Genomic DNA, 22404 nt, shown 5'->3' on the forward strand with positions numbered 1-22404 from the left:
CGCGGTAATCACTCGGTCATGGGTGCCTCCGTCGGTCGGCGGCCCTGGATGGATGCGTCCAGCAACTGCACCGGATGCAGCATCGGAACGTTGTCGAGGTAGCGCCGGAGTTGGAGCAGGCAACCCGGGTTGGCGGTGACCAGCAGGTCGGGCGAGACCGCCTGCACGTTCCGCGCCTTCCGTTCGCCGAGTTCCTCCGCTGGTTCGGGATTGACCATGTTGTAGATCCCGGCGGAACCGCAGCAGATCTCGGCGTCCGGCAGGTCGACCAGGTCGACTCCCGGGACGGTCCTCAACACCGACCGGGGCTGTTCCCGGATGCCTTGCGCATGCCCCAGGTGGCACGCGTCGTGGTACGCGACCTTCGCGTCGATCCGGTGCCGCTCGGCGCGTGGCTCGAGTTCGGCGAGCAACTCGGTGATGTCACGAACCTTGGCGCTGAACGCCTCGGCACGGTCCGTCCACTCCGGATCGTCCGCGAGCAGGTGGCCGTACTCCTTCATCGACGACCCGCATCCCGCCACGTTCACGACGATGTTGTCCACCGGCAGCTTCTCGAATGTCGCGATCGTCTGCTTCGCTCGTTCGCGGGCGTGCGGTTCGCGTCCGGCGTGCAGCCCCAGTGCCCCACAACATCCCTGGTCGCGGGGCGTCAGCACCTCGCAGCCTTCCGCGGCGAGCACACGCTGGGTGGCGGTGTTCACCTCGTGGAAGAACACGTCCTGCACGCACCCGGAGAGCAACGCGACGCGCCTGCGTGGTTCGCCTTCGGCGCGCACCCGGCGCGGCAGGCTCGCGAACGCGGAGCGCAGCCGGACCTGCGGCATCAGCGCCTGCGCGGCCCGCAGCCGCGGGGGCAGGACGCGTTCGGCGAGCGCGGGCAACCGCAGCTTCTGGTAAAGGGCGCCGCCGATGGCCGCTGCCCGCAGGCGCCTGCGATAAGGGAACAGCGCGAAGATCCCGTTGCGGAACCACCGGTCGGACCGGGCCCGTGGCACGTTCCGCTCGACCTGTGGCCGCGTCGCTTCGAGCAGCCGGTCGTACTGGACGCCGGAGGGACACGACGTCACGCACGCCATGCATCCGAGGCAGGCGTCGATGTGCTCGGTGAACGCTCCTTCGAGCTCGATCTCGCCGCGTTCCGCCAGATCCATCAGGTAGATCCGGCCGCGCGGCGAGTCCATCTCTTCGCCCCACAGCTGGTACGTCGGGCACGTCGGCAGGCAGAACCCGCAGTGGACGCAGTCGTTGAGCAGTTCGCGCGACGGCGGATTGGTCGCGTCGAAACTCGAATCCGTCACGAGTCCTCCTGTTCCGTGCCGGCAGGTGCTGTCCCACCGGAATCGGTCGGTGTCCGCGTCAGTGCAGGTTCTTGTGCGAGTGGTTCGGCGGCTTGTGTCGTGGCAGAGGAAACCGGGGCCATGCCGCCCGCTGCCTCCGAGACTCCGGGTTGCGAGTCGAACCAGGCTCCGAAACGCCCGGAATCCAGTCGGTGGGCCGGATCCAGTTCCCGCTTGACGACCTGCAACACGCGCAGCGCGGAGGGCTGCCGGCCCCACGGTCGTGCCTGTGGATCCGCGGCACCTCGAGTGACCGACGTACCGCCGACCTCCGTCACCGCGTCGTGCACCTGGTCGATGCGATCCGTCGGCATCGAGAGTGTCGCGACCCCGGTGGCCAGGCCCGCTGCGGCAGGGGCTTCGAACCGCTCGAGGACTCCGGGAAGCCGACTCGGCCGGCTGCCGATACGTACCGTCGCGCTGTCGACCAGCCGAGCATGCCGTTCCCATGCCTCCGCTGCCTCGTCCTCGGCCAGTACCCGGCCGCCGGTCAGGGTGGCGAGCGAGCGGGCTCTCGCTTCCGTGCCGTCGGTCGTGCCTTCGATACGGACGAGCAGTGTGCCGTCGGCCCACTCGAGCGACACCGGCTCCTGCGCCTCGGCGAGCAGTGACCGGGTATGACCGGCGGCATCGGCCAGCGTGCAGTCCAACGCCACCGTGCGGTGCGCCTCGGGAGTGGGGTGCAACCGCAGCACGACCTCCGTCAGCAGTCCGAAGGCGCCGTACGAGCCATGCATCAGTTTCGCCAGGTCGTACCCCGCCACGTTCTTGATGACGTGCCCTCCCGTTCGGGCGGGGGTGCCGTCCGCCAGCACGACGGTCGCTCCGATGACCAGATCCCGCATGGAGCCGAAACCGAGCGCCAGCGGACCGGAATCGGCCGTGGCGATCAGCCCGCCGACGGTGGCACCGCGCCGTACGCGCGCAGCGTCGAACGCGATGCGCTGGCCGTGCCGGGCAGCTTCGTCCTGCAGTTGTGCGAGCGGCGTGCCCGCGCCGACGGAGACCGTCATGTCGGCGGGGTTGTAGGAGCGGATCCCGGTGAGCGCCGTCGCGTCGACGACGGTGTCGGTGGCAGCTGCGGCTCCTGCCCAGGTGGAGGCCGTGCCCGCCCCTTGGATCCGGATCGTGCCCCGGTACTCGGTGAAGGCTTCGCACGCCGACCGGAGGTCCGTCGGCGTCACCATCGTGGCGGTCATAGGCGCTCGATCACCCCGGCCTCTTCCAGCGGATGCGGTCGGTACCGACCCGGCTTCTCCCCGCACAATCTCGGCGTGGGCAGCAGTTTGCCCGGGTTGCACAGACGTCGAAGGTCGAACGCGGCCCGCACACTGTCCATCGTCGACAGGTCGGCCTCCCCGAACATCCGCGGCATGGAACAGGCCTTGTCGGTGCCGATACCGTGCTCGCCGGACAGTGAGCCCCCGAGCTCGACGCACAGCTCGGCGATGTCGGTGGACAGTTGCTCGGCGCGCTCCAGTTCGCCCGCGTCGTCGTCGAACAGCACCAGCGGGTGGAGGTTGCCGTCACCGGCGTGGAAGACGTTCGCCACGCGGAGGCCCGCATCGCGGCCCATGTCTTCGATCCGGCTCAGCACCTCGGCAAGTCGTGTCCGCGGTACGACACCGTCCTGCACGATGTAGTCGGGACTGATCCTCCCCACCGCAGCGAAGGCCGCCTTCCTGCCCTTCCAGATCTTGGCTCGCTCCGCCGCGGTCTCGGCGATGTGGAGGCGAGTACACCCGTGCCGTTCGCAGATCGTGCGGACCTGGTCGAACTGCGCCTCGCATTCGGATGCGGGCCCGTCGAGTTCTACGACCAGCGCGGCCGGTGTCGTCAACGTGTAACCCGCGCCGACGGCCTTCTCGGCCGCCTGGATCGCCAGGTTGTCCATCATTTCGACGGCGGCGGGGATGATGCCGGCCGCGACGAGGTCGCTGACCACGTCACCCGCAGCCGTCACGGAGGGGAACTCCGCGAGGAGCGTCCTCACGGTTTCCGGCACTCGGAGGAGCCGCACCGTGATGTCGCAGACGATTCCGAGCGTTCCTTCCGAGCCGATGACGACGCCGCGCAGGTCGGGGCCGAGTTGCTCATCGGTGTCTTCGCCGAGAGTCACGACCTCGCCGTCGGGCAACACGACGGTCATGGAGAGGACGTGGTTCGTGGTGAAGCCGTACTTCAGGCAGTGAGCACCGCCGGAGTTCTCCGCGACGTTGCCGCCGATCGTGCACACCTGCTGACTCGACGGATCCGGCGCGTAGTACAGGCCGTGCGCTGCCGCAGCCTTCGTGATGTCGAGGTTGGTGACTCCCGGCTGTAGTACTGCTCGCCGGTCGACCGGGTCGATGTGCACGATCTCGCGCATGCGCTGTAGTGAGATCACGACACCGTCGGCCACGGGCATCGCGCCTCCGGACAGGCCGGTGCCCGCACCGCGCGCGACGAACGGGAGCCAGTGCCGGTGACAGGCGCGCACGGCTTGTGCCACGTCCTCGGTGCTGCGGGGCAGCACCACGAGTGACGGTGTTTGCCGAAAGCCGGTCAGCCCGTCGCATTCGTAACTGCGCAGCTGTACGGGATCGGAGATCACGTTCTCCGATCCGACGGCCGCGACCAGCGCGTCGTGTGCTGCGCGGTCGAGCATCGTTGCTCTCCTTCCGCGATCGTGCGGCGGGTCCGAACCGTGGGGATTCGGACGTCGGCGTTGCTCTCCGACCCGGCCCGGGTGGAGCCGACGCGTCCCGGTGCTCGTTCACGTGCTCCGGTGGTCGGGTACCACGCTGGTGGTTCGGCACCCGAGCGTCCACTCCTCACCGACACCGTCGATGCTGTTTCGGATTGTGAAAACTTCTTATCGCTACAAGAAACTTTAGTGCCGGCGTGGCCCTGCGCGTCAACCCCGATACGGGCGTAATCGCCGCTCACGTCGTGCCGACCGTCGGAGTGCTCGAGCCGGTGGTGTTCGGATCTCGTCCCGCTGTTCCAGCGGTCTCTCGGTTGCTTTCCCCAGTCGTACCACCGTCGTCTGTCCGTTGACAAGGGTCCACCGTCGTCGTTACGTTGACGTCGTGGATCGATACGAGAAGCTGCGCGAGACGGTCGAACGGGCTGCGGACGAGGACATGGTCGGTGCGGACGACGTGGTGTCCGCGCTGGCGACGTTGCGCGAGTTGCGGGACGAGCTCGCCGACTGGGAGCCGCGGCTCATCGGGGCGGCTCGGCGGATGGGGGTGAGCTGGGGGGATCTCGCGCCTGTCCTCGGCGTCGCGAGCAGGCAGGCCGCGGAACGGCGGTATTTGCGGATGCGCAAGCCCGAGCACGAAGCCGGCCTGACGGCTGACGCGCGGGTGCAGGCCGAGCGTGACCGTCGTGCAGGGCAACGGGCGGTTCGGGCCTGGGCGCAGGACAACTCCGAGGTCGTCCGCAAGCTAGCGGCGCTGGTCGGCTCGCTGGACGACGTGGACGACGACGTGAGGCCTTATGTCGACGTGGTGTCCCGCACGCTCGGCAACGACGACCCCGTGTTGTTGATCGGTCCGATGGTGTCGGCCGTGGACCATCTGCGTGACAGTCATCCGGATTTGGCGGCCCGGGTGGACGGCGTGAACTCCGAGGTCGAAGAGGTCCGGCGTGCTGCCGTCGACCGCAGGGTCGGGCGGTGAGCGGTGTCGATGAACTGCGAAAACGCGTACCGTTCCCGGTATGCGCGTCATGTGGAAGGGTGCGGTGTCCTTCGGGCTCGTGACTATTCCGATCCACCTGTACGCAGCGACGGAAAGCAAGAACGTGTCGCTGCGTCAGGTGCACGAGGCCGACGGCGGACGCATTCAGTACAAACGTGTGTGCACGGTGGACGGCGAGGAAGTGCCGTACGCCGACATCGCCAAGGGCTACGAACTCTCCGACGGCGGCATGGTCGTGCTGACGGACAAGGAACTGTCCGAGTTGCCGATCTCCACCTCGCGGTCCATCGACGTGCAGGAGTTCGTTCCGCTCGAAGCGATCGATCCCATCTATTTCGACAAGACCTACTACCTCGAACCGCAAAAGGCCGCGACCAAGCCGTACGTGTTGCTACGGGACGCGCTCCACAAGTCCGGTCAGGTCGCCATCACGAAGGTGGCCATCCGGCAGCGCGAATCGCTGGCCGTGCTGCGGGTGGTCTCGGACGTCATGGTGTTGACGACGATGCTGTGGCCCGACGAGGTGCGCGAGGTCGACTTCCCGTTCCTCAGGGAGGACCCGCCGGAGGTTCGATCGCAGGAAATGTCGATGGCGAGCTCGCTCATCGACTCGCTCTCGGACAGCGTCTTCGAACCCGACAAGTATCGGGACAGCTACCGCGAGGCGCTTCTGGACCTGATCCAGTCGAAGATCGAGGGCAAGGAAACCGCCCATCCGCCCGAGGCGGAGGCCGAACCCGAGGCCACCGATCTCATGTCCGCCCTGCAAGCCAGCGTGACGGCTGCGAAAGAGGCGCGGGAATCGGACGCGGCCGACGGTGGCGGGAAGTCCGGCGCCGGGGGTCGACGTTCCCGCTCGTCCGGCTCCTCGACGAACGAATCCACGGCGTCGAACGGTTCCACGGGCGCCACGTCGACGAGCCGCAAGTCGACAGGTACGACGTCGGGCGGCCGGAAATCGAAGGCAACGTCCTCGGACGGCGCATCCTCCAGCGCCAAGGCATCGGCGGGCAAGGGATCAGGCGGCAGCGCGTCGGGAGGCAAGAGCTCGGGAGGCAAGAGCTCGAGTGGGAAGAGCTCGGGTCGGAAGGGCTCGAGCACGAAGGAGTCGGACGGTGCCGGCTCGGGCGGAGAAAAGGGCACGGGCTCGGCCGGCGCGGAATCCGGGAAGCGAAAGACCCGGAACGGTGGTTCGAGTCGCTCGACCCGCAAATCCGCCTGACGGTCGGCGGGGCGCCCTTCTCCAGTGCGCCGGTCCGGTCAGCATCGTGGGGACGCGCTGCGGGTGATCCTGCCGAGCCGGCGTCACATCAGGGCGTGTCACGTCCGGAGGTGCGGAGGGGCGGTGGTACCAAAGACCCATGACCTGTTCGAGCTGTGCGGTCGGCATCGACCACTGCCACGGAACGCTCGTGGAACACGAGTCCGGGTTCGTCGAGTGCACGGACATGGCCTGCCTCAGTTTCGGAATCGAGCGGCACTCGCTCGTCATCGATTGCGAAACGGTGGAAGGCGGGTGTGGCTGTACCGACCACGTGCGGGTGCTCTCGAAGGTCGACCCGTCGGCGATGGGTGCGGACGTCCCGCAGGAACAGCTGCTGCGCGCGTAGTGACCCACCGCATGGGATCGGCGGTCGGTGCCGGGTACCTTGCGCGTTCACGCCGGCGACCGGCGTAGGCCGATCGGTGGCGCGGTCCGGCGCGGTCGGAGTGAACCGCCGCACTGGACGCCTCTCCTCGGCACTCTCCCGGGATGTGGACCGGCCCGAGTGTCGTCCGCCCCGAGTGTCGTCCGATCCGAGTGTTCTCGACGGGTGGCCGGGCGAGGTGAGCTGGGCAGTGGGGTCAACCAGGTGGGGCGTTGCCCCGACGTGGTGGGCCGACGTGGGTCGGCCACGGTCCGCGAGGGCCAGACGGGACGGATCCGCAGCGTGGGCGGTTCACCTCGTCGGGGCCACCGGGTGCGTCACTGATCGCGCTGCGACGGCAGGCTGGTCCGTCCCTCTTCGGGGTCCAGGCCCAGAGCGTCGAGGAGCATGGCGCAGTCCTCGGCATCGCGTGCCGCGGAGGCGATGGCGCGCACGGCCCGGCGGCGCTGGTCGTCGTTCGGTTCGTCGACGCGAGGCAGCGACGGTTGCGGGTTCTGAGTCGGAGCGGTCGGGCTGTGTGCGTTCACGGTTTACTCCCCGAAAATCGTGTGCCGGCTGCGTGCTGCAGCTACCCGTTAAACGTACGAGCCACACGTTGTGTTTCCCGATCGGCCGGAAAATGTGCCGTGGGCAACTGAGGTCCGATGTGGACAGTAGGGTGCGGTGTCGGTACGCGGGTGGTACCGGAAGGTGGCTGTTGATCAGGTGACTGCGTCGGTTCTGTCGCTGCGCTGCAGGTCGGCGTTACGGACGTCGTGGTAGCCGAATCCGCTCGCGGAGCCGTCGACGGCCTCGTGGGCGACGGGGCGGCCGGTGTCGGCGGGCCTTCCGGCGAACGGCCGCACGGGTGAGGTTCCGGCCGCCGAGGGGTGCACGGCGGTTGCGGGCGCGGTGGCCGAGGCCGGGTCGGCGGAGGCGCGGGCGTGCCGCATCGCCCCGACGAGGAGTACCGCGAGCAGGCACAAGTCCACCAGGAAGACGATCCGCTGCGTGAACCCGACCGGCACGGTCTCGGCGACCACGGCGAACCCGGGCACGCCCGCCAGGGCGTCGGCGACGTAGCTGACACCGAACAGGGCCAGGCTGACGAGCGCGATCCGCAGCAGCCACGTCAATGCCGAGGCGACCCGGGCGAGCACGGGTGTGGCACGCAGGACGTCGAGCAGTGACAGCGCGATCGCGGGCAGGCTCGCGAACGCCACGACGCTCGCGTACTGGTGGATGCGCCCGCTGACGGGGTCGATGTCCGAGCTGAACGTCGCCGGGAACAGCGCCGCGGTGGCCAGGCCCGTCGACGTCGCGTAGACGAGCGTCGACGTCGTCCTACTCACGGTCAGGCCCGCCGACAGCACGGAACCTCGTACCGCGATCACGCCGACCGCGGCGGACAACAGGCTCGCCTCGAGCATGCCGCCGCCTCGGTCGGTGAAGGCGTAGCGGCTCAGTGGATCCGTCAACGGGTCGAACGAGCTCACCGAGTGCAGGACGATCAGCGTGAACAGTGCCCAGCCGAGGCCCGCTGTCGCGGCGATCGTCCACGCTCGGGTACGCGCGACGTCCACGGTGTGGACCTTGGCGTGCGACGGCGGGCTGGGCATACGTACATCAAAACGCATCGGGCATAGCGGTGTGTTCCGGGTAAAACCCTGAGATCACCCGGATCAGTGGGTGAAGTCGACCACCACGAGCGCCTGGTCGTCGTGGACCTTCGGCCGGGGCCACCGGGTGCGCTCGGGGTCGGACCGCTCCGCGCTCCGCACGGCGTCGAGCACGGCCTGCGGACCGGAGGCACACGCGAGTCCGTACAGGCCGCGCCAGTCGAACACCCCGTAGTCGTCGACACCTGCCGCGACGCCGTCGGTCGCGAGGACGAGCGCATGCACGTCGGCGCGTGGCCAGCGCACTCGGACGGCCTGCGTCGCCGCCGCCGGCACCGCCTCGGCCACCCAGAACCCGCCGTCGCGGTTGCGCAGCGCCTCCACCGCGCTACGGGTGCGCAGCCTGCCTGCGGCGCGCAGTTGCTGCAGCCGGTCGTCCGCGACGACCTCCACCCCGGCAGCCCCGAACTTGACCACCGGACTGTCGGCCAGTACCAGCACCTCGACCGTGTCGGCGGTCCAGCAGGCGAGTGCCACTGTGCTGGACGGACTCGCCCCCGGCTGCAGGTCGTGCACCCGCGCAGTGGTCGCGATCGCGTCCGCCAGTGCGGCCCCCGGGTCGACCGAACGCAGCAACGCCTCGCGCAGATGTCCACCGAGTCGCTCCGCGTACCAGCCGCCACTCGGCAGGTCCGGGCGCTGCTCCGTCGCCCCGTCGAGCACGGCGACCGCTCCTGCGTCCCAGTCGTGTCCCGCCACGGAGTCGACCACGACGATCCGGTCCTCGGTCGGGCGCGGCTCGCCCGCGAGGCTCGTCCCCGCCTGTTCGGCGACCTCGATCCGCGGCACGTCAACCACCGTAGTGTCAACCAGAATTGACAACTGGCATATGTCAACCTAAGTTGACGTCATGACGAACGCGACCGAATTGGCGACCCAGGCGGGGGACAGCGACCCTCGCACGGGCCTGCGCGCCGTCGCGGCCCTGCGCAGGCTCCTCGAACGACTCGAAGCCGTGCAGGTCCGCGGCGCGCGGGTGCACGGCTGGTCGTGGCAGGAGATCGCCGACGAACTCGGAGTCAGCAGGCAGGCGGTTCACAAGAAACACGGGAGGCGATGACCATGTTCGAACGCTTCACGAAAGATGCCCGTGCGCTGGTCGCGACGGCCACCGAGCACGCCGAATCCGGCGACGCCGACCGCGTGGACGCACTGCACCTGCTCACCGCGATCGTCGACCCGGGCCCTGCCGACACCGCCACGCCCGCTCTCGACCTGCTCGCCGCGGTCGACGTGGCACCCGCCGACATCGTCGGCCGGGTGGCCGAACTGCGCCGACACGGCGGCCTGAGCGACGTCGACCGGCGGGTCCTGCGTGACCTGGGAATCGACGTCGACACGGTCGTCGCCCACGTCGAGAACCAGCACGGTGAGGGGGTGCTGGCGGAAGGGACGACCGTGTCACCGGAGGGCGGCACTCGCCGGCGCCGCACGCGGTGGCACACCCCGTTCGGCTCCGACGCGAAACGCGTCCTCGAAGCGAGCCTCGAGCAGGCACGAGACATCCGCGACGACCGTGTCGGCAGCGAGCACGTCCTGCCGGCGCTGGCCACGGTGGCGGGACCTGCCGCCGACGTCCTCGCGGACGCCGGCGCCTCCCCGGAATGACTCCACCGGCAGTTGCGGCACCGCAGGCAGGCCGCGTGACGTTCACGGGCGTGGGCGCCACACGACCCGCGGCAGGAACAGCTGAGTCAGCGGCCCGATCGACAGGGCGAACAGCACGGTGCCGACACCCGCCGTGCCACCGAGCAGCCAGCCCGCCGCGAGCACGCATACCTCGAGGGCCGTTCTCACCAGCCGTACCGACAGGCCGGTGCGTGCCGTCAGTCCCGTGAACAGACCGTCCCGCGGGCCCGGGCCCAGGCGGGCGCCGACGTACATCGCCGTCGCCAGTCCGTTGAGCACGATCCCGCCGAGCAGCAGCGGGATCTGCACCGCGAGGTGCTCCTGCGGCGGCAGCACCCAGCGCACCAGGTCGACCGACACGGCGATGAGCACGACGTTCGCGATCGTGCCGATGCCGGGACGTTGACGCAGCGGGATCCACAGCAACAGCACGGTCACCGCCGTCACGACGGTCACCGTGCCGAACGTCAGCCCGGTGCGGTGCATCAGGCCCTCGTGGAGCACGTCCCACGGGTTCAGGCCGAGCAGCGACCGCGACATCATCGCCATGCTCGTGCCGAACAGCACGAGTCCCACGACGAGCTGGGTCAGTCTTCGCGCCGGATCACGGCGCACCGTCACCGGATGGAGTTCGAACTGCGCCGTGGTCGCCACACGGACCACTATCGGATGACATCGGTGCCGCGGTCCACCGAGTTCACGCCGTGGGACGCGCGGCGAGGGCCGGGAGGTACACAAGAGCGGAGCCGGTGCGCCGGGTCCCGGGGGTGCCGTCACTCCAGAAACGGCGCGGAAGACCCGGCGCACCGGCTCCATCCGTGTCGCGTGACACGGAGTGCCGCCTGCGGAACCGGCATCGCCCCTCGCAATGCCGGTCCGCCCGGCGGCTAGGTGCGCAGCGTCGGCATCGTCCCGCCTGGCGCGGTGAGCGTGACGATGCGGCGCGCACCCGAACACGGCTCCGGCGCCGCGGGGGCAGCGCGGCGCCGGAGCCAGGACCCGTCCCGGCCAGGCGCGGTAGGCCGGACGGGAAGTCGTCGATACATGCGGATTACCCCGAAACAGACACGTGTACGCGTCGCGTCACGCGCGATGGATCGCTACGGCAAGGGGCGGAACTGGCCCTCTGGGCACAGGTGCCCGACGAAGTCGCCGGTCGGGGTCAGTCCGGCGCGGTGGGAGGCAGCCCGAGGTGGACCGCGTCGACGTCGACGTCGCACGCGCTCACGGTGCCGACGGCGCACGGCCGTTCGGTGGCGGGCGTCGACGGAAGAATGCCCTGCTGGGTGCGGGCACCCCCGTTGTCGCAGCTCGCGGCGGCGACCGACGTGGCGGGGGCCTGTGTCGGAACGACCGGCGCGGGGACGGTCGGAGCGGCATTCGACGCCTCCTCGTCGCGGTCCTGCGGCGACGAGGAGGGCTGATCGGGGGCCGTGGGGGCCGTGGCGGTCGAGGGCATCGGTGCCGCGGGCACCGCACGGGGCACGGCGGTCGAGCGGGCCGGGACGGGCCCTGCGGCCTCGACGTCGCCGGCCGGGGTCTCGGCGGGCCGGGCGGTCCCCGGTCCACCGCCCGTCGGCTCGGTGGGGGACTGCGTTGCCGGTGCCGGGGCGAGCGGCGGCGCGACGCGGTCCACGGTGTCGGTGACGGTCCGCTCGACGTGCGTGACGCTGTCGCGGACGATGCGGTCGACCTGCTTCACCGTGCCGGTCACGCGTTGCAGCAGGCCGTCGTCGCGGTCACCGGCCAACCCGTGGACGACCGTGCCCGTCAGTCCCGTGACCAATCCACCGTCGGACGCCCCGTCCCGGGACGGCGCCGGCTCGGCGGCACCCGTGTCCGCCGGTCCGGGGGCAGCGGGATCAGCGGGGGTCGCGTCGGTGCCGGTGGTCGCATCCTCGGTCCCACCGGTCGCGGACTCGACGGTCGCGGACTCGATGACGGCCAGGGCGGTGGCCGCGGTGTCGCCGACGGCCGGTACGTCGGATGCGGGGTCCCCGGGTGCGGGGTCTTCGGGCGCGGCGTCCTCGGGTGCGCTGACCTCCGGCGCAGCGTGCTCGGCTGCGGCGCCCGCGGATGCACTCTCGGTCGTCGGTGCGGTGGCGGTCGTCGGAGTCACGGCCGTCGCCGACGGCGTAGTACCGGAACCGGCGCCGGGCCCCGCTGAACCCTCCGACACCGCTGAACCCTCCGACACCGCGGCAGAACCGTCGTCCTCCGCGGTCGCAGCGTCGGAAGCGGCGGTGGCGGCGTCCTCGGGGACGGCCGTGGCCCCGGAAGCGGACTCCGTGGCGGGACCGCTGGTCTCGGCAGCCGGGGCGGTGGCGGACGTGTCGGCGGAAGCGGTCACGGACGTGTCGGTGTCGTCGATGCCGTCGGCGGCGGGACCCGAGGCCGACGCCGACCCGGCGATCAGCATCCAGGCGATCAGTGCGAACGCGGCGACTACGCAGGCGCGCACCACGACGGCGCCGCGCACCCGCACCGTCGTTCCCATCGCACTCTCCCGCGGTCTGGCCGTTGCCGGCGGTCGGCCGGTGGCCGGGATCGTCGCAGGTCCGGCCGCGATCTTTCTAGCACCGAGGCCGGGGGTTCCACCGATCGCGGGTGCGTGATCGGCCGAACGTCTCAGCCTCGACGTAGCTGGTGCAGGCGCTCCACAGCCTCGTCGAGAACCTCGTCGCGTTTGCTGAACGCGAACCGCAGCACGTGATTCCACCCGTCCGGGTGGTCGGTGAACACCTTGACGGGGACGGCCGCGACACCGGCGAGTTCGGGCAGGCGCCATGCCAGGTCCGCGGCGTCGGTGAAGCCGAGCGGGCGGACGTCGGCGCACACGAAGTACGTGCCCGCACTTGGCCACACCGAGAAGCCGGCGTCGGTGAGGCCCTTGGACAGCCGGTCGCGTTTGGCCGCCAGCGACGTGCGCAGCTGTTCGACCCAGTCGAGCTCGTGCTCCAGCGCGTACGCCACCGCGGGCTGCAGCGGTCCGCCGGAGACGAACGTGAGGAACTGCTTCGTGGTCTTCACCGCGGCGACCAGCTCCGCGGGTGCGCACACCCAGCCGATCTTCCACCCGGTGCAGTTGAACGTCTTGCCCGCGCTCGAGATCGACACGGTGCGTTCGCGCATACCCGGCAGAGTCGCGAGCGGGGTGTGTGCGACGTCGTCGAACGTCAGGTGCTCGTACACCTCGTCCTGCACGGCGATCAGGTCGCTTTCGACGCACACCTCGGCGATGGCCGTCAGCTCGTCGTGGGTGAACACGGTGCCGGTCGGGTTGTGCGGCGAGTTGACGAGGACGGCGCGGGTGCGTGGGGTGACGGCCGCGCGCAGGGCGTCGATGTCGAGGGCGAACCGGGTTCCGTCGGAGGTCAGTGGCACGGTGCGGCGTTCGGCGCCTGCCATGGCGATCGCGGCGGCGTACGAGTCGTAGTACGGCTCGATGGCGATCACCTCGTCGCCGCGATCGGCCAGCGCGAGCAGGGACGCGGCGATCGCTTCCGTCGCCCCCGCCGTGACCAGCACCTCCGTGTCGGGGTCGTAGTGCAGGCCGTAGCGCGTGCGGTGCTCGGCGACGGCCCGGCGCAGTTCGGGTCGCCCCGGCCCCGGCGGGTACTGGTTCGCACCGCCGTACAGGGCGTCCCGGGCGGCGTCGAGCATCCCCGCGGGACCGTCGGTGTCCGGGAACCCCTGGCCGAGGTTGACCGCGCCGGTCCGCGTGGCCAGTGCCGTCATCTCGGCGAAGACGGTCGACGTGAACGGTTGGAGGCGAGCAGCGAGAGGTGGGCGCACGAGGATCGATCCTCACGGACAATGCGGGTGTGGAGCAACCGAGTGACGACGTGACATCCGGCGCCGGGACGTCCGGTGGGCGGGCCGCCGGCGGGCCGGCACCGGGACGGGTGCCCTCCGACGGCCTTGCCGGTGAGGAGGCGAAACGGCAGAGCCTGCGCCGGATGAAGCAGGTGGCGCTCGCGTTCCTGTTCGGCGCTGCGGTCGTGTTCCTGCTGGCCAGGTGGGCCGAGAGCGAAGGCTGGCCTGCGTGGGTCGGGTACGTGCGCGCGGCCGCCGAGGCCGGGATGATCGGCGGGCTCGCCGACTGGTTCGCGGTCACCGCGTTGTTCCGGCATCCACTGGGGATCAAGATCCCGCACACGGCGATCATCCCGAACAAGAAGAACGTGCTGGGCGAGAGCCTGGGCGATTTCGTCGGCGCGAACTTCCTGTCCGAACCGGTCGTGCGGGACAAGCTGCAGCGCCTCGAGGTGTCACGGCGCACGGGCGAGTGGCTGGCCGTCTCCGACAACGCCGAGCGGGTGACGTCGGAACTGTCGACCGTCGTGCGCGGCGCCGTCACGGTGCTGCGCGACGAGGACGTGCAGGCCGTGATGGAACAGGCCGTCGTCCGCCGCGTCGTCGACCGCGAATGGGGGCCGCCGCTCGGCAAGCTTCTCGAACAGGTGCTGACCGACGGTGCTCACTACCGGTTCGTCGACCTCATGTGCGACCGCGCGTACGACTGGGTGCGCACCAACCACGCCACCGTGTTGCGGGTGGTGTCGGAGCGGGCGCCGTCGTGGTCGCCGCGGTTCGTGGACGAGATGCTGGCCGACAAGGTGTACGGCGAGGTCCTGACGTTCGCGTGGGCGGTGAAGACCGACGTCAACCATCCGATGCGGCTGGCGCTCGACCGGTTCGCGAGCGAGTTCGCCCAGGACCTGCAGAAGGATCCGGAGACGATCGCGCGCGCGGACGCCGTGAAGCGCCAGCTCGTCGAACATCCCGAGGTGAAGAAGCTGATCGGCTCGGCGTGGGCGACGGCGAAGGACATGCTGCTCACGGCCGCCGAGGACCCGTCGAGCGAACTGCGGACGCGGGTGCGGGACGGGCTGCAGACGCTGGGCGGCCGATTGCAGGCGGACGCGGAGCTGGCCAGGAAGGTCGACGGCTGGGTGGAGGACGTGGCCGCACACGTCGTGCGGCGCTACTCGCGGGAGATCACGACGATCATCACCGACACCGTGGAGCGCTGGGACGCCGAGGAGACCGCACGCAAGGTCGAGCTCCAGGTGGGCCGCGACCTGCAGTTCATTCGCATCAACGGCACGGTGGTCGGTGCGCTGGCCGGCCTGGTCATTTACACGATCGGCGAGCTGCTCTTCTGACGCGGCACCGTCCGGTGGGCACCGTCCGGTGGGCACCGTTCGTCGGGCGTCCGGTGGGGCGCCGTCCGGTGGGCCGGCGGCCGCTCACGGGCGGGTGGCTGTGGGACGTGTGGTGCCGGCTCGCCGGTTGCCCTGCGTGATCGCGAACCGACGGAACGAGCCGGTCCGGTCCACTCGAAGCATGGTCCAGCCCACCCGGGAGGGTGAGGTTATCCACAGTGGGTGGGGTTATCCACGTAGTTGTCCACAGGTTCGGCGGCCTGTGGTCAACCCGGCTGTGGTCAATCCGGCTGTGGTCAATCCGGCTGTGGTCGACCGGCTGTGGAGTCCTCGGGCCCGGACGAACCCGCGCGCTTGCGGAACGTGCGCGCCTTGACGCGGTTGCCGCACACCTGCATCGAGCACCAGGTCCGCGACCGGTTGCGGGACTCGTCGTAGAAGGCCCACAGGCAGTCGTCGGCCGGGCAGATCTTGATGCGGCGCCAGTCGTCGAGCACGGCCAGTCGCATCGCCGCCGTGAACACGGCCGAGACGGCGTCGTCGGCGACCAGTTGAGGGTCGGCCGAGGGGGAGAGGCGGAACGCCACGTCGACGGGGATGCGTGGCCCGTCGTCGCCGCCGCCCTTCGGTGCTCCGGGAGTGGCGGCGGTGTCGTCGGCCGGTGCCCCCGCGGCGTCGCGGAGCACTGTCCGGGCACGGACCGCCTCGTCGATCGCCCCCGGCGTCAGCGCACGCGCGTGCGCCCAGGCGTGCCAGTCGGCGACGGAGCGCAGCACGTCGGTGTCGTCCTCGGCGTCGAGTGTGTTGAGGAAGTCCAGCACCAGACTCACGTCCGCGTTCACGTCACCAGTGTATCCGGGACAGTGGTTGCATCCGGCGGGCGTAACCGGCATAGTGTCGTCATCGGTTATGCGAATGTTGGCCGGTCGGGGTGCCGGATCATCCGGCGTGGTGGTCCTCGCCGGGTGACTGTCGTGACGGTTCGAGCGCAGGGAGGCGCTGATGAGTACGTCGGTGACGCTGGGCTGTGTGGCCCTGGACTGTCCCGAGCCGTATCGGCTCGCGGACTTCTACGGGAAGCTGCTCGGCTGGAAGCTCGATCCGGATTCGGACGACGAATGGGTGACGCTCGTGAACCCGGACGGCGGGGCCGGCCTCAGCTTCCAGCGCGATCCGGACTACCGGCCGTCGACGTGGCCGTCGAACGAACGCCCGCAGATGCTGCATCTCGACTTCACGGTCGAGGACCTCGACGCCGAGCACGAACGGACGATGCGGCTCGGAGCACGGCTGCTCGACGACAAGCCGGACACGTTCCGCGTCTACGCCGACCCGGACGGCCACCCGTTCTGCCTCTGTGCCTGCTGAGGTCTCAGGTGTGGGCGCCTGCCCGGTGAGGCCTGCGTGCCGGGGTCAGGCGCGTGTCGGGCACGCGTATCGGGACCCGCTACGTCCTGTGGCCGCAGGAGCATCGCCGGAAGGAGAGCAGGTACAACCGGTAGTAGTCGTCGGGGACGAAGGTAGGCAGGGTGTACCGGCGGTGCAGGTCGTAGCCGAGTTCGTGGGCGACGCCGGTATAGGCCATCAGGTCCGGAAGACGGAAGTGCGGCGCGAAGATCCGGACCTTCTCGGAACCGTCGAACTGGCCCATGTAGACGGACATGCGCTGGTCGAGCGTCCGTCCCGCAGGCTTGTAGTAGAGGAAGCACGCGGCGATGAGTCCTCCGAAGAAGGTGAGCACCACCGGTGCTCCTATCAGGACGCCGAGCGTGCTGCTGTCACCGTCGGATGTTCCGGATCCTCCGAAGAATCGCTCGCGGGGAGACATGATCGCGACGGATGCGACCACCGCGGTCGGCACCAGGAAGGCACAGAGAACGAGCCCCAGTCCGATCGTCCACCGGCGGAACGAGCGGAAGCCCGGCGCGCGCATGGCGGGCGGAACGGTGTCGCGGACCGATCGGACCGGCATCCTGCTGAGGAGCACTGCGGACTTCTCGGGGGAACTGCCGAAGGCGCGCACGACCTCGGCTCCGAGGCCGTGGGCCAGCGCGGTGATCTCGACGGGAGGGATGTCGGCCTGGCGCGCGTCGATCCACGTGAACGGCTTCGCCTGCAGGCTGTGCGCCACCACGGCGTGGAAGCGAGCGCGGGGAGTGGTCACTGCGGTGTCCGTTCGGCCGGGCGTTCGGTGCTTGCCGCTCCATCCTGCCCCTACGGGACAGCTGCCGGTTCGCATGGCGTGTGGTCGCTGATCTCGGAGGTCGCCCCACATGCCCCGGACGGTGCCGGTCGACGGGAACATCGGGGGCGGCTCCGGGTGTCCCGCATCACACGCGAAGGGTGCAAGCAGAGTGCTTGCAATAGCTAGCACCCGTGGTTACCGTGGGAGACGTCGCAAGGAGGTGCGGGCGTGACGGGCGAGTCGGACGGTGTCGGGGGTCGTGACGACGGCCTCGACGGCGACCGCGACGACCGGCCCGGCGCCGGTGCGGGCGATGACGACGCGGCCGGACCGATGGACAGAATGGCCGACCTCGGCCGGGACATCGGGTCGTACATCCGCCAGCAGCGGAGCAGCGCCAAGATCTCCCTGCGGCAGCTGTCCAAACTGGCCGGTGTTTCCAACCCCTATCTGAGTCAGATCGAACGCGGGGTCCGTAAGCCCAGCGCGGAGATCCTGCAGCAGATCGCCAAGGGGTTGCGAATCTCGGCGGAGGCGCTCTACGTGCAGGCCGGAATTCTCGACCTGCCGGACGGGGGGCCGGTCCTCGACGCGATCCGCGCCGACACCGAGCTGTCCGAGCGCCAGAAGACGGTTCTGCTCGACGTCTACGAGTCGTTCCGCAGGCAGAACCGCGAAGAGAGCACGCCCGGAACCGAACCCGAACAGCCGCACGCCGAGGAGTGAGCCGCCATGGCTACCGAGACCGCCAAGACCGAGACTTCCCAGACCACCAAGGCCGACGACGCCAGGACTCCCGTCGACCAGATCAAGACCCCGCTGCTCGCCGCGCTGGGCGCGGGCAACCTCGCGAGCCAGGCCGTCAACGACGCGCTGGCCAAGGCCAAGGAGCGCTACTCCGACGGCGGTGACGCCGTGCGCAAGAGCGTCGAGGACGCCAAGAAGGGCTTCGAGGACGCGAAGAAGAACATCGAGGAGCTGCCGTCGGAGCTCGAGGGTCTCCGCGAGAAGCTGGACCCGGCCGAGCTGCGCAAGCTGCTCGACGAGTACACCGAAGCCGCGCTGAAGCTGTACCACCGGCTCGCCGAGTCCGGTGAGGAGGCCTGGGACAAGCTGCTCGCGCAGCCGCAGTTCAAGAAGGCCACCGACCAGCTCGGCGAGACCTTCCAGACCGTGCAGGTGCGGGTCGACGGTGCCACCGCCGACGTGCGCAAGGGCATCGACGGGGTCGTCTCGAAGGTGACGTCCACGGTGCGCGGCGCGGGCGACGAGGCGGGCGAGGTCGTCGAGGCGACCGCGGAGAAGATCTCCGGTGCCGCCGAGAAGGCCGAGGAGACCGTCGAGGAGGCCATGACGCCGGCCAAGCCGAAGACCTCCGCCAAGTCCTCGACCACCACGTCGACCACGAAGTCGACCACCACGCGCCGCACCACCAGCGCCGCGAAGAAGTCCACCGGCTCGACGAGCAGCAACACCGGCTCGAAGACCGACAAGTGAGCTGACCTCCTGTGGTTCGGGCTCCGGTTATTTCCGCAACCGGAGCCCGAACTCCGTTCGGCGTCTGACGTACGCTGTGTGGCGTGCCGTATCTCGCGTACTGGATCGTGTTCGTCATCGACTGGGCAGGCACGCTCGCCGGCCTGGTCGCCTTCGTGCACGCGCTGACCCAGCGTTCCGACGCCTACACCGCAGCCGACCGGCACACGAAGCCGATATGGCTGGGCATCACGGGTGGTGCGACCCTTGCGATGCTGCTGTTCAACTTCTACGGCGCCGGGCTCATCTTCTGGCTGGCGGGCATCGTCGCGGCGCTGGTCTACCTCGTGGACGTACGCCCGAAGCTGATCGAGGTTCAGCGCGGCGGCTCCTCCTGGTGACGTGCCGGACGCCGCCGCCGACGCGGTGACCTACGGTGGCGACGTGAACGACTGGAACATCGCGGGGACGCTGGCCGTGCAGGCGGCAGCCGAGCGTCCCGACCTCATGGCCGAACCGGTCGCAGCCGCGCTCGACTCCGTCAAGGCGCCGGTCGGCATCGCCGAGATCGACCCGGACCTGGCCGACACCGCTGCGTTCTGCGAGGCGTACTCGTCACCGCTCGACGCTTCCGCCAACTGCGTCGTCGTCGCGGGCAAGCGCGGGGGCGCGGTGCGCTACGCCGCCGCGCTCGTGCTCGCGACGACCCGTGCCGACGTCAACAACGTCATCCGCAAGCAGCTGGACGTGCGCAAGGTGTCGTTCGCACCGATGGACGAGGCCGTCGAGCTGACGAACATGGCCTACGGCGGCATCACGCCGATCGGCCTGCCGTCGGACTGGCCTGTCCTCGTCGACGCGGCGGTCGCCCGCGCGCCGGAACTCGTCGTGGGCAGCGGCATCCGGGGCAGCAAGCTGCTCGTCACCGGGACGGCACTCGCTGAGCTGCCGGGCGCCGAGGTCGTCGAGGGTCTCGCCAAGTAGTACCGGGCTCGCGCGGTTGCCGGGCCCGTGCTCGGCCGCCGCCGACCCGCCACACGATCGACAGGGAGAGCACATGGGACAGGTCACCGCCACCGCCGAGCGGACGATCGACGCGCCCGCCGACACGGTGCGCACGCTCGTCGCCGACTACGCCGAGACCAGGCCGAAGATCCTCACCGACGCCTACCGCGACTACGCCGTCACCGAAGGCGGCACCGGCGCCGGCACGGTCGCGACCTGGAAGTTGCAGGCCACGTCCAAGCGGGTGCGGGACGTCGCCGCCACGGTCACCGAACCGAAACCCGGCACGATCGTGGAGACCGACGCCAACTCGAGCATGGTCACCACCTGGACCGTCACCGAGGCGGGCGACAAGTCGACCGTGCGCATCGAGACGACGTGGCAGGGTGCGGGCGGCATCGGCGGCTTCTTCGAGAAGACGTTCGCGCCCGGCGGGCTCAAGCGCATCTACGACGGCGTGCTCGACAACCTGGAGAAGGTGGCCACGGCATGACGGGGACCGGAGACAAGGCGGTGGAGATCCGCCTCGCCGAGCGGCCGCACGGCGAGCCGACGATGGCGAACTTCGAGATCGCCGACGTCGACGTCCCGCAGCCCGGCCCCGGCCAGGCGCTGGTGCGCAACACGTGGCTGTCGGTCGACCCGTACATGCGCGGCCGGATGAGCTCGGCGAAGTCGTACGCCGCGCCCTACGAGGTGGGCGAGGCGATGACCGGCGGCGCCGTCGGTGAGGTCGTGGAGTCGAACGTCGACGGCCTCGCGGCCGGCGACACGGTGCTGCACCAGCTTGGCTGGCGCAGCCATGCGGTCGTCGACACCGACAATGCCGCGAAGATCGACGTCACGGCCGCGCCCGCACCGGCGTACCTCGGTGTGCTCGGCATGCCCGGACTGACCGCGTACGCGGGACTGTTCGACGTGGCGCGGTTCGCCGAGGATGACACGGTGTTCGTGTCGGGCGCCGCGGGCGCGGTCGGGTCGATGGTCGGCCAACTGGCGAAACTGCGCGGTGCGTCGCGCGTGATCGGCAGCGCCGGATCCGCCGAGAAGGTGCGGTGGCTGACCGAGGAACTCGGGTTCGACGCCGCGTTCAACTACAAGGACGGGCCCGTCGCCGACCAGTTGGAGGCCGCCGCGCCGGACGGTGTCGACGTCTACTTCGACAACGTCGGCGGGGAGCACCTCGAGGCCGCCATCGGATCGATGAACCTCGGCGGCCGGATCGCGATCTGCGGGATGATCTCGCAGTACAACGCGACCGAACCGCAGCCGGGACCGCGCAACCTGGTGCAGTTCATCGCCAAGCGGATCACGATGCGCGGCATGCTCGTCGGCGACCATCTCGACGCGCGGCCGCGTTTCGTCGAGGAGGTCGCACCGCTGGTGGGCGACGGCTCGATCCGCTACAGCGAGACCGTCGTCGACGGCGTCCGCAGCGCGCCGCAGGCGTTCCTCGATCTACTCGCCGGTTCCAACACGGGCAAGATGCTCGTCCGCGTGTAGGTGTTCCGACGCCGGTTCGATGACAGTGGTCGCCGCCGGTTCGCGAGCCTTCCGGAGCCGCGAACCGGCGGCGCGTCTCGGCGGAGCGTCACCGACCGTCACCTCACGGGTGCGAGGTCAGGTAGCCGCCCATCGTCGTGAAGTACTCCGTGCCCGCGTACTCGGTGCCGTCCTCGGTGCGCACGCGTTCGATGCGCAGCCCGCGGTTCCGGCCGAAGCGCGCGTCGGCGCCGGCGACGATCACGACGCCCTTGCCCTCGGGGTAGAAGATGCGTCCCGGGGTGCCGCCGTACGTGCCGTCCGACACGGACGCCTCGATGATGCGGATCCGCTCTCCCTTGTGGAACGTGTACGCGTTCGGATAGGGGTCGGCCAGCGCGCGCACGAGCCGGTCGAGGTCCTCGGCGGGCCACGTCCAGTCGATGCGGCTGTCCTCGAGCGAGCGCTTGTGGAAGAAGCTGGCCTTCGACCGGTCCTGCGGGGTCCAGTCGGTGCGGCCCGCGGCGATGAACTCCAGTGCCTCGGACACGAGGGGTTCAATCAGGTCGACAGTGGCGTGGACCAGGTCGATCGCGGTGTCGCGCGGGCCGACCGCCACGGACTTCTGGCCGACGATCGGACCGGCGTCGAGCTCCTCGTTCATCATGTGGGCGGTCACGCCGACCTCGGGTTCGCCGTTGATGAGCGCCCAGATGATCGGGGAGAACCCGGCGTAGGCGGGCAGCAGCGAGTCGTGGACGTTGAGCGTGCCGTGGGTCGGGAGGTTGTAGATCTCCGGCGGCAGCCAGGTGCGCCAGTTGTTGGCGACGATCAGGTCGGGCTCGACCGCCCGGAGTTTCTCGACGAGCTCCGCGTCGGGCCGGTGCGCCAGGACCGCCTCGACGCCGTTGTCGACGGCGAGGTCCTCGACCGAGTCGGCCAGGATGCGCTCGTAGGCGTGTTCGGACTTCGGATGCGTGACGACCATCGCCACCTCCACGTGCTCCGAATCGAGCAGCGCACGCAGGGTGCGATGCCCCCACGTCTGGTAGCCGAACATGACGACCCGCATCGGTCCTCCGTAAACGTCGTGGGCGAAACGCGCCCAGTGAAGCAAGGCTTACCT

24 protein-coding genes and 1 pseudogene are annotated in these 22404 nt (G+C 69.9%); 13 read left to right on the top strand and 12 right to left on the bottom strand.

Going from position 1 to position 22404, the window contains the following annotated elements; all coding sequences use genetic code 11:
• Window positions 1-8: 8 nt before the first annotated feature.
• From LY13_RS07800 to LY13_RS07810, 3 genes are read right to left on the bottom strand one after another with little or no spacing between them, the layout of a single operon-like run.
• Entirely contained in the window at window positions 9-1301 is a 1293-nt protein-coding gene (locus tag LY13_RS07800; RefSeq protein WP_253827635.1) for a (Fe-S)-binding protein, read from the bottom strand.
• The gene (locus LY13_RS07805; RefSeq protein ID WP_253827636.1) at window positions 1298-2539 is read right to left on the bottom strand and encodes an FAD-binding oxidoreductase; all 1242 of its coding nucleotides are present in this window, start codon (window positions 2537-2539) and stop codon (window positions 1298-1300) included. The genes LY13_RS07800 and LY13_RS07805 overlap by 4 nt, the downstream gene beginning before the upstream one ends.
• Entirely contained in the window at window positions 2536-3987 is a 1452-nt protein-coding gene (locus LY13_RS07810) for an FAD-binding oxidoreductase (protein ID WP_253827637.1), read from the bottom strand. Before LY13_RS07810 ends, LY13_RS07805 begins: the two co-directional genes overlap by 4 nt.
• A gap of 424 nt (window positions 3988-4411) precedes the next feature.
• On the opposite strand from LY13_RS07810, the gene LY13_RS07815 reads away from it, so the two are divergent.
• From LY13_RS07815 to LY13_RS07825, 3 genes and pseudogenes are all read left to right on the top strand, one after another.
• The gene (locus tag LY13_RS07815; RefSeq protein WP_253827638.1) at window positions 4412-5005 is read left to right on the top strand and encodes an HSP18 transcriptional regulator; all 594 of its coding nucleotides are present in this window, start codon (window positions 4412-4414) and stop codon (window positions 5003-5005) included.
• 40 nt (window positions 5006-5045) lie between these two features.
• Window positions 5046-5864, top strand: a pseudogene (ku, locus tag LY13_RS07820) (non-homologous end joining protein Ku); the annotation flags it as partial.
• A gap of 523 nt (window positions 5865-6387) precedes the next feature.
• Window positions 6388-6636, top strand: coding sequence for a hypothetical protein (locus LY13_RS07825; protein WP_253827639.1), 249 nt, complete (start codon window positions 6388-6390; stop codon window positions 6634-6636).
• Between the two features lie 356 nt (window positions 6637-6992).
• On the opposite strand, the gene LY13_RS07830 is transcribed toward LY13_RS07825, so the two are convergent.
• The 3 genes from LY13_RS07830 to LY13_RS07840 all read right to left on the bottom strand — a co-directional run bounded on the left by LY13_RS07830 (window position 6993) and on the right by LY13_RS07840 (window position 9122).
• The gene (locus tag LY13_RS07830; protein ID WP_253827640.1) at window positions 6993-7202 is read right to left on the bottom strand and encodes a hypothetical protein; all 210 of its coding nucleotides are present in this window, start codon (window positions 7200-7202) and stop codon (window positions 6993-6995) included.
• A gap of 174 nt (window positions 7203-7376) precedes the next feature.
• Complete coding sequence (locus LY13_RS07835; RefSeq protein ID WP_253827641.1) at window positions 7377-8273, bottom strand: DUF998 domain-containing protein; 897 nt, start codon at window positions 8271-8273, stop codon at window positions 7377-7379.
• Window positions 8274-8336: 63 nt separating this feature from the next.
• A complete protein-coding gene (locus LY13_RS07840) occupies window positions 8337-9122 on the bottom strand; it encodes a protein phosphatase 2C domain-containing protein (RefSeq protein ID WP_253827642.1) in 786 nt (261 codons plus the stop codon).
• 61 nt (window positions 9123-9183) lie between these two features.
• Between LY13_RS07840 and LY13_RS07845 the strand changes: the two genes are divergently transcribed.
• Both LY13_RS07845 and LY13_RS07850 read left to right on the top strand, forming a co-directional pair.
• A complete protein-coding gene (locus LY13_RS07845) occupies window positions 9184-9393 on the top strand; it encodes a helix-turn-helix domain-containing protein (RefSeq protein WP_253827643.1) in 210 nt (69 codons plus the stop codon).
• Window positions 9390-9941 carry a Clp protease N-terminal domain-containing protein gene (locus LY13_RS07850; RefSeq protein WP_253827644.1) on the top strand — a complete coding sequence of 184 codons (552 nt, stop codon included), beginning with the start codon at window positions 9390-9392 and terminating at the stop codon, window positions 9939-9941. Before LY13_RS07845 ends, LY13_RS07850 begins: the two co-directional genes overlap by 4 nt.
• A 42-nt stretch (window positions 9942-9983) precedes the next feature.
• Here the strand turns inward: LY13_RS07850 and yczE are convergent, their stop codons facing one another.
• From yczE to LY13_RS07865, 3 genes are all read right to left on the bottom strand, one after another.
• The gene (gene yczE / locus LY13_RS07855) at window positions 9984-10616 is read right to left on the bottom strand and encodes a membrane protein YczE (RefSeq protein ID WP_372493788.1); all 633 of its coding nucleotides are present in this window, start codon (window positions 10614-10616) and stop codon (window positions 9984-9986) included.
• A 508-nt stretch (window positions 10617-11124) separates the two neighbouring features.
• Window positions 11125-12459 carry a hypothetical protein gene (locus LY13_RS07860; RefSeq protein WP_253827646.1) on the bottom strand — a complete coding sequence of 445 codons (1335 nt, stop codon included), beginning with the start codon at window positions 12457-12459 and terminating at the stop codon, window positions 11125-11127.
• Between the two features lie 131 nt (window positions 12460-12590).
• A complete protein-coding gene (locus tag LY13_RS07865; protein WP_308216285.1) occupies window positions 12591-13757 on the bottom strand; it encodes a pyridoxal phosphate-dependent aminotransferase in 1167 nt (388 codons plus the stop codon).
• Between the two features lie 110 nt (window positions 13758-13867).
• Here LY13_RS07865 and LY13_RS07870 point away from each other — a divergent pair, with 110 nt between their 5' ends.
• On the top strand, window positions 13868-15130 hold the full coding sequence (locus LY13_RS07870; protein ID WP_253827860.1) for a DUF445 domain-containing protein: 1263 nt from the start codon (window positions 13868-13870) through the stop codon (window positions 15128-15130).
• A gap of 296 nt (window positions 15131-15426) precedes the next feature.
• Here LY13_RS07870 and LY13_RS07875 read toward each other — a convergent pair whose 3' ends face one another.
• Entirely contained in the window at window positions 15427-15972 is a 546-nt protein-coding gene (locus LY13_RS07875) for a CGNR zinc finger domain-containing protein (RefSeq protein WP_253827647.1), read from the bottom strand.
• 160 nt (window positions 15973-16132) lie between these two features.
• Here LY13_RS07875 and LY13_RS07880 point away from each other — a divergent pair, with 160 nt between their 5' ends.
• Window positions 16133-16498 carry a VOC family protein gene (locus LY13_RS07880; protein ID WP_253827648.1) on the top strand — a complete coding sequence of 122 codons (366 nt, stop codon included), beginning with the start codon at window positions 16133-16135 and terminating at the stop codon, window positions 16496-16498.
• Between the two features lie 79 nt (window positions 16499-16577).
• Here the strand turns inward: LY13_RS07880 and LY13_RS07885 are convergent, their stop codons facing one another.
• Window positions 16578-17294 carry a hypothetical protein gene (locus tag LY13_RS07885; RefSeq protein ID WP_253827649.1) on the bottom strand — a complete coding sequence of 239 codons (717 nt, stop codon included), beginning with the start codon at window positions 17292-17294 and terminating at the stop codon, window positions 16578-16580.
• Window positions 17295-17648: 354 nt separating this feature from the next.
• Here LY13_RS07885 and LY13_RS07890 point away from each other — a divergent pair, with 354 nt between their 5' ends.
• The 6 genes from LY13_RS07890 to LY13_RS07915 all read left to right on the top strand — a co-directional run bounded on the left by LY13_RS07890 (window position 17649) and on the right by LY13_RS07915 (window position 21299).
• The gene (locus LY13_RS07890; protein ID WP_183650598.1) at window positions 17649-18041 is read left to right on the top strand and encodes a helix-turn-helix domain-containing protein; all 393 of its coding nucleotides are present in this window, start codon (window positions 17649-17651) and stop codon (window positions 18039-18041) included.
• Window positions 18042-18047: 6 nt separating this feature from the next.
• Window positions 18048-18812 (top strand): hypothetical protein, encoded by a 765-nt coding sequence (locus tag LY13_RS07895; RefSeq protein ID WP_253827650.1) that lies wholly within the window; start codon window positions 18048-18050, stop codon window positions 18810-18812.
• A gap of 83 nt (window positions 18813-18895) precedes the next feature.
• On the top strand, window positions 18896-19192 hold the full coding sequence (locus LY13_RS07900) for a DUF2516 family protein (RefSeq protein WP_253827651.1): 297 nt from the start codon (window positions 18896-18898) through the stop codon (window positions 19190-19192).
• A 43-nt stretch (window positions 19193-19235) separates the two neighbouring features.
• Window positions 19236-19775, top strand: a complete 540-nt coding sequence (locus tag LY13_RS07905; protein ID WP_253827652.1) for a YbaK/EbsC family protein — start codon at window positions 19236-19238, stop codon at window positions 19773-19775.
• Window positions 19776-19848: 73 nt separating this feature from the next.
• Window positions 19849-20289 (top strand): SRPBCC family protein, encoded by a 441-nt coding sequence (locus LY13_RS07910; protein ID WP_253827653.1) that lies wholly within the window; start codon window positions 19849-19851, stop codon window positions 20287-20289.
• On the top strand, window positions 20286-21299 hold the full coding sequence (locus LY13_RS07915) for an NADP-dependent oxidoreductase (protein WP_253827654.1): 1014 nt from the start codon (window positions 20286-20288) through the stop codon (window positions 21297-21299). Before LY13_RS07910 ends, LY13_RS07915 begins: the two co-directional genes overlap by 4 nt.
• Window positions 21300-21402: 103 nt before the next feature.
• Here LY13_RS07915 and LY13_RS07920 read toward each other — a convergent pair whose 3' ends face one another.
• On the bottom strand, window positions 21403-22350 hold the full coding sequence (locus tag LY13_RS07920) for a methionyl-tRNA formyltransferase (protein ID WP_253827655.1): 948 nt from the start codon (window positions 22348-22350) through the stop codon (window positions 21403-21405).
• Window positions 22351-22404: the final 54 nt, after the last annotated feature.

The organism is Prauserella aidingensis, from assembly GCF_024171865.1.
Classification (GTDB): domain Bacteria; phylum Actinomycetota; class Actinomycetes; order Mycobacteriales; family Pseudonocardiaceae; genus Prauserella; species Prauserella aidingensis.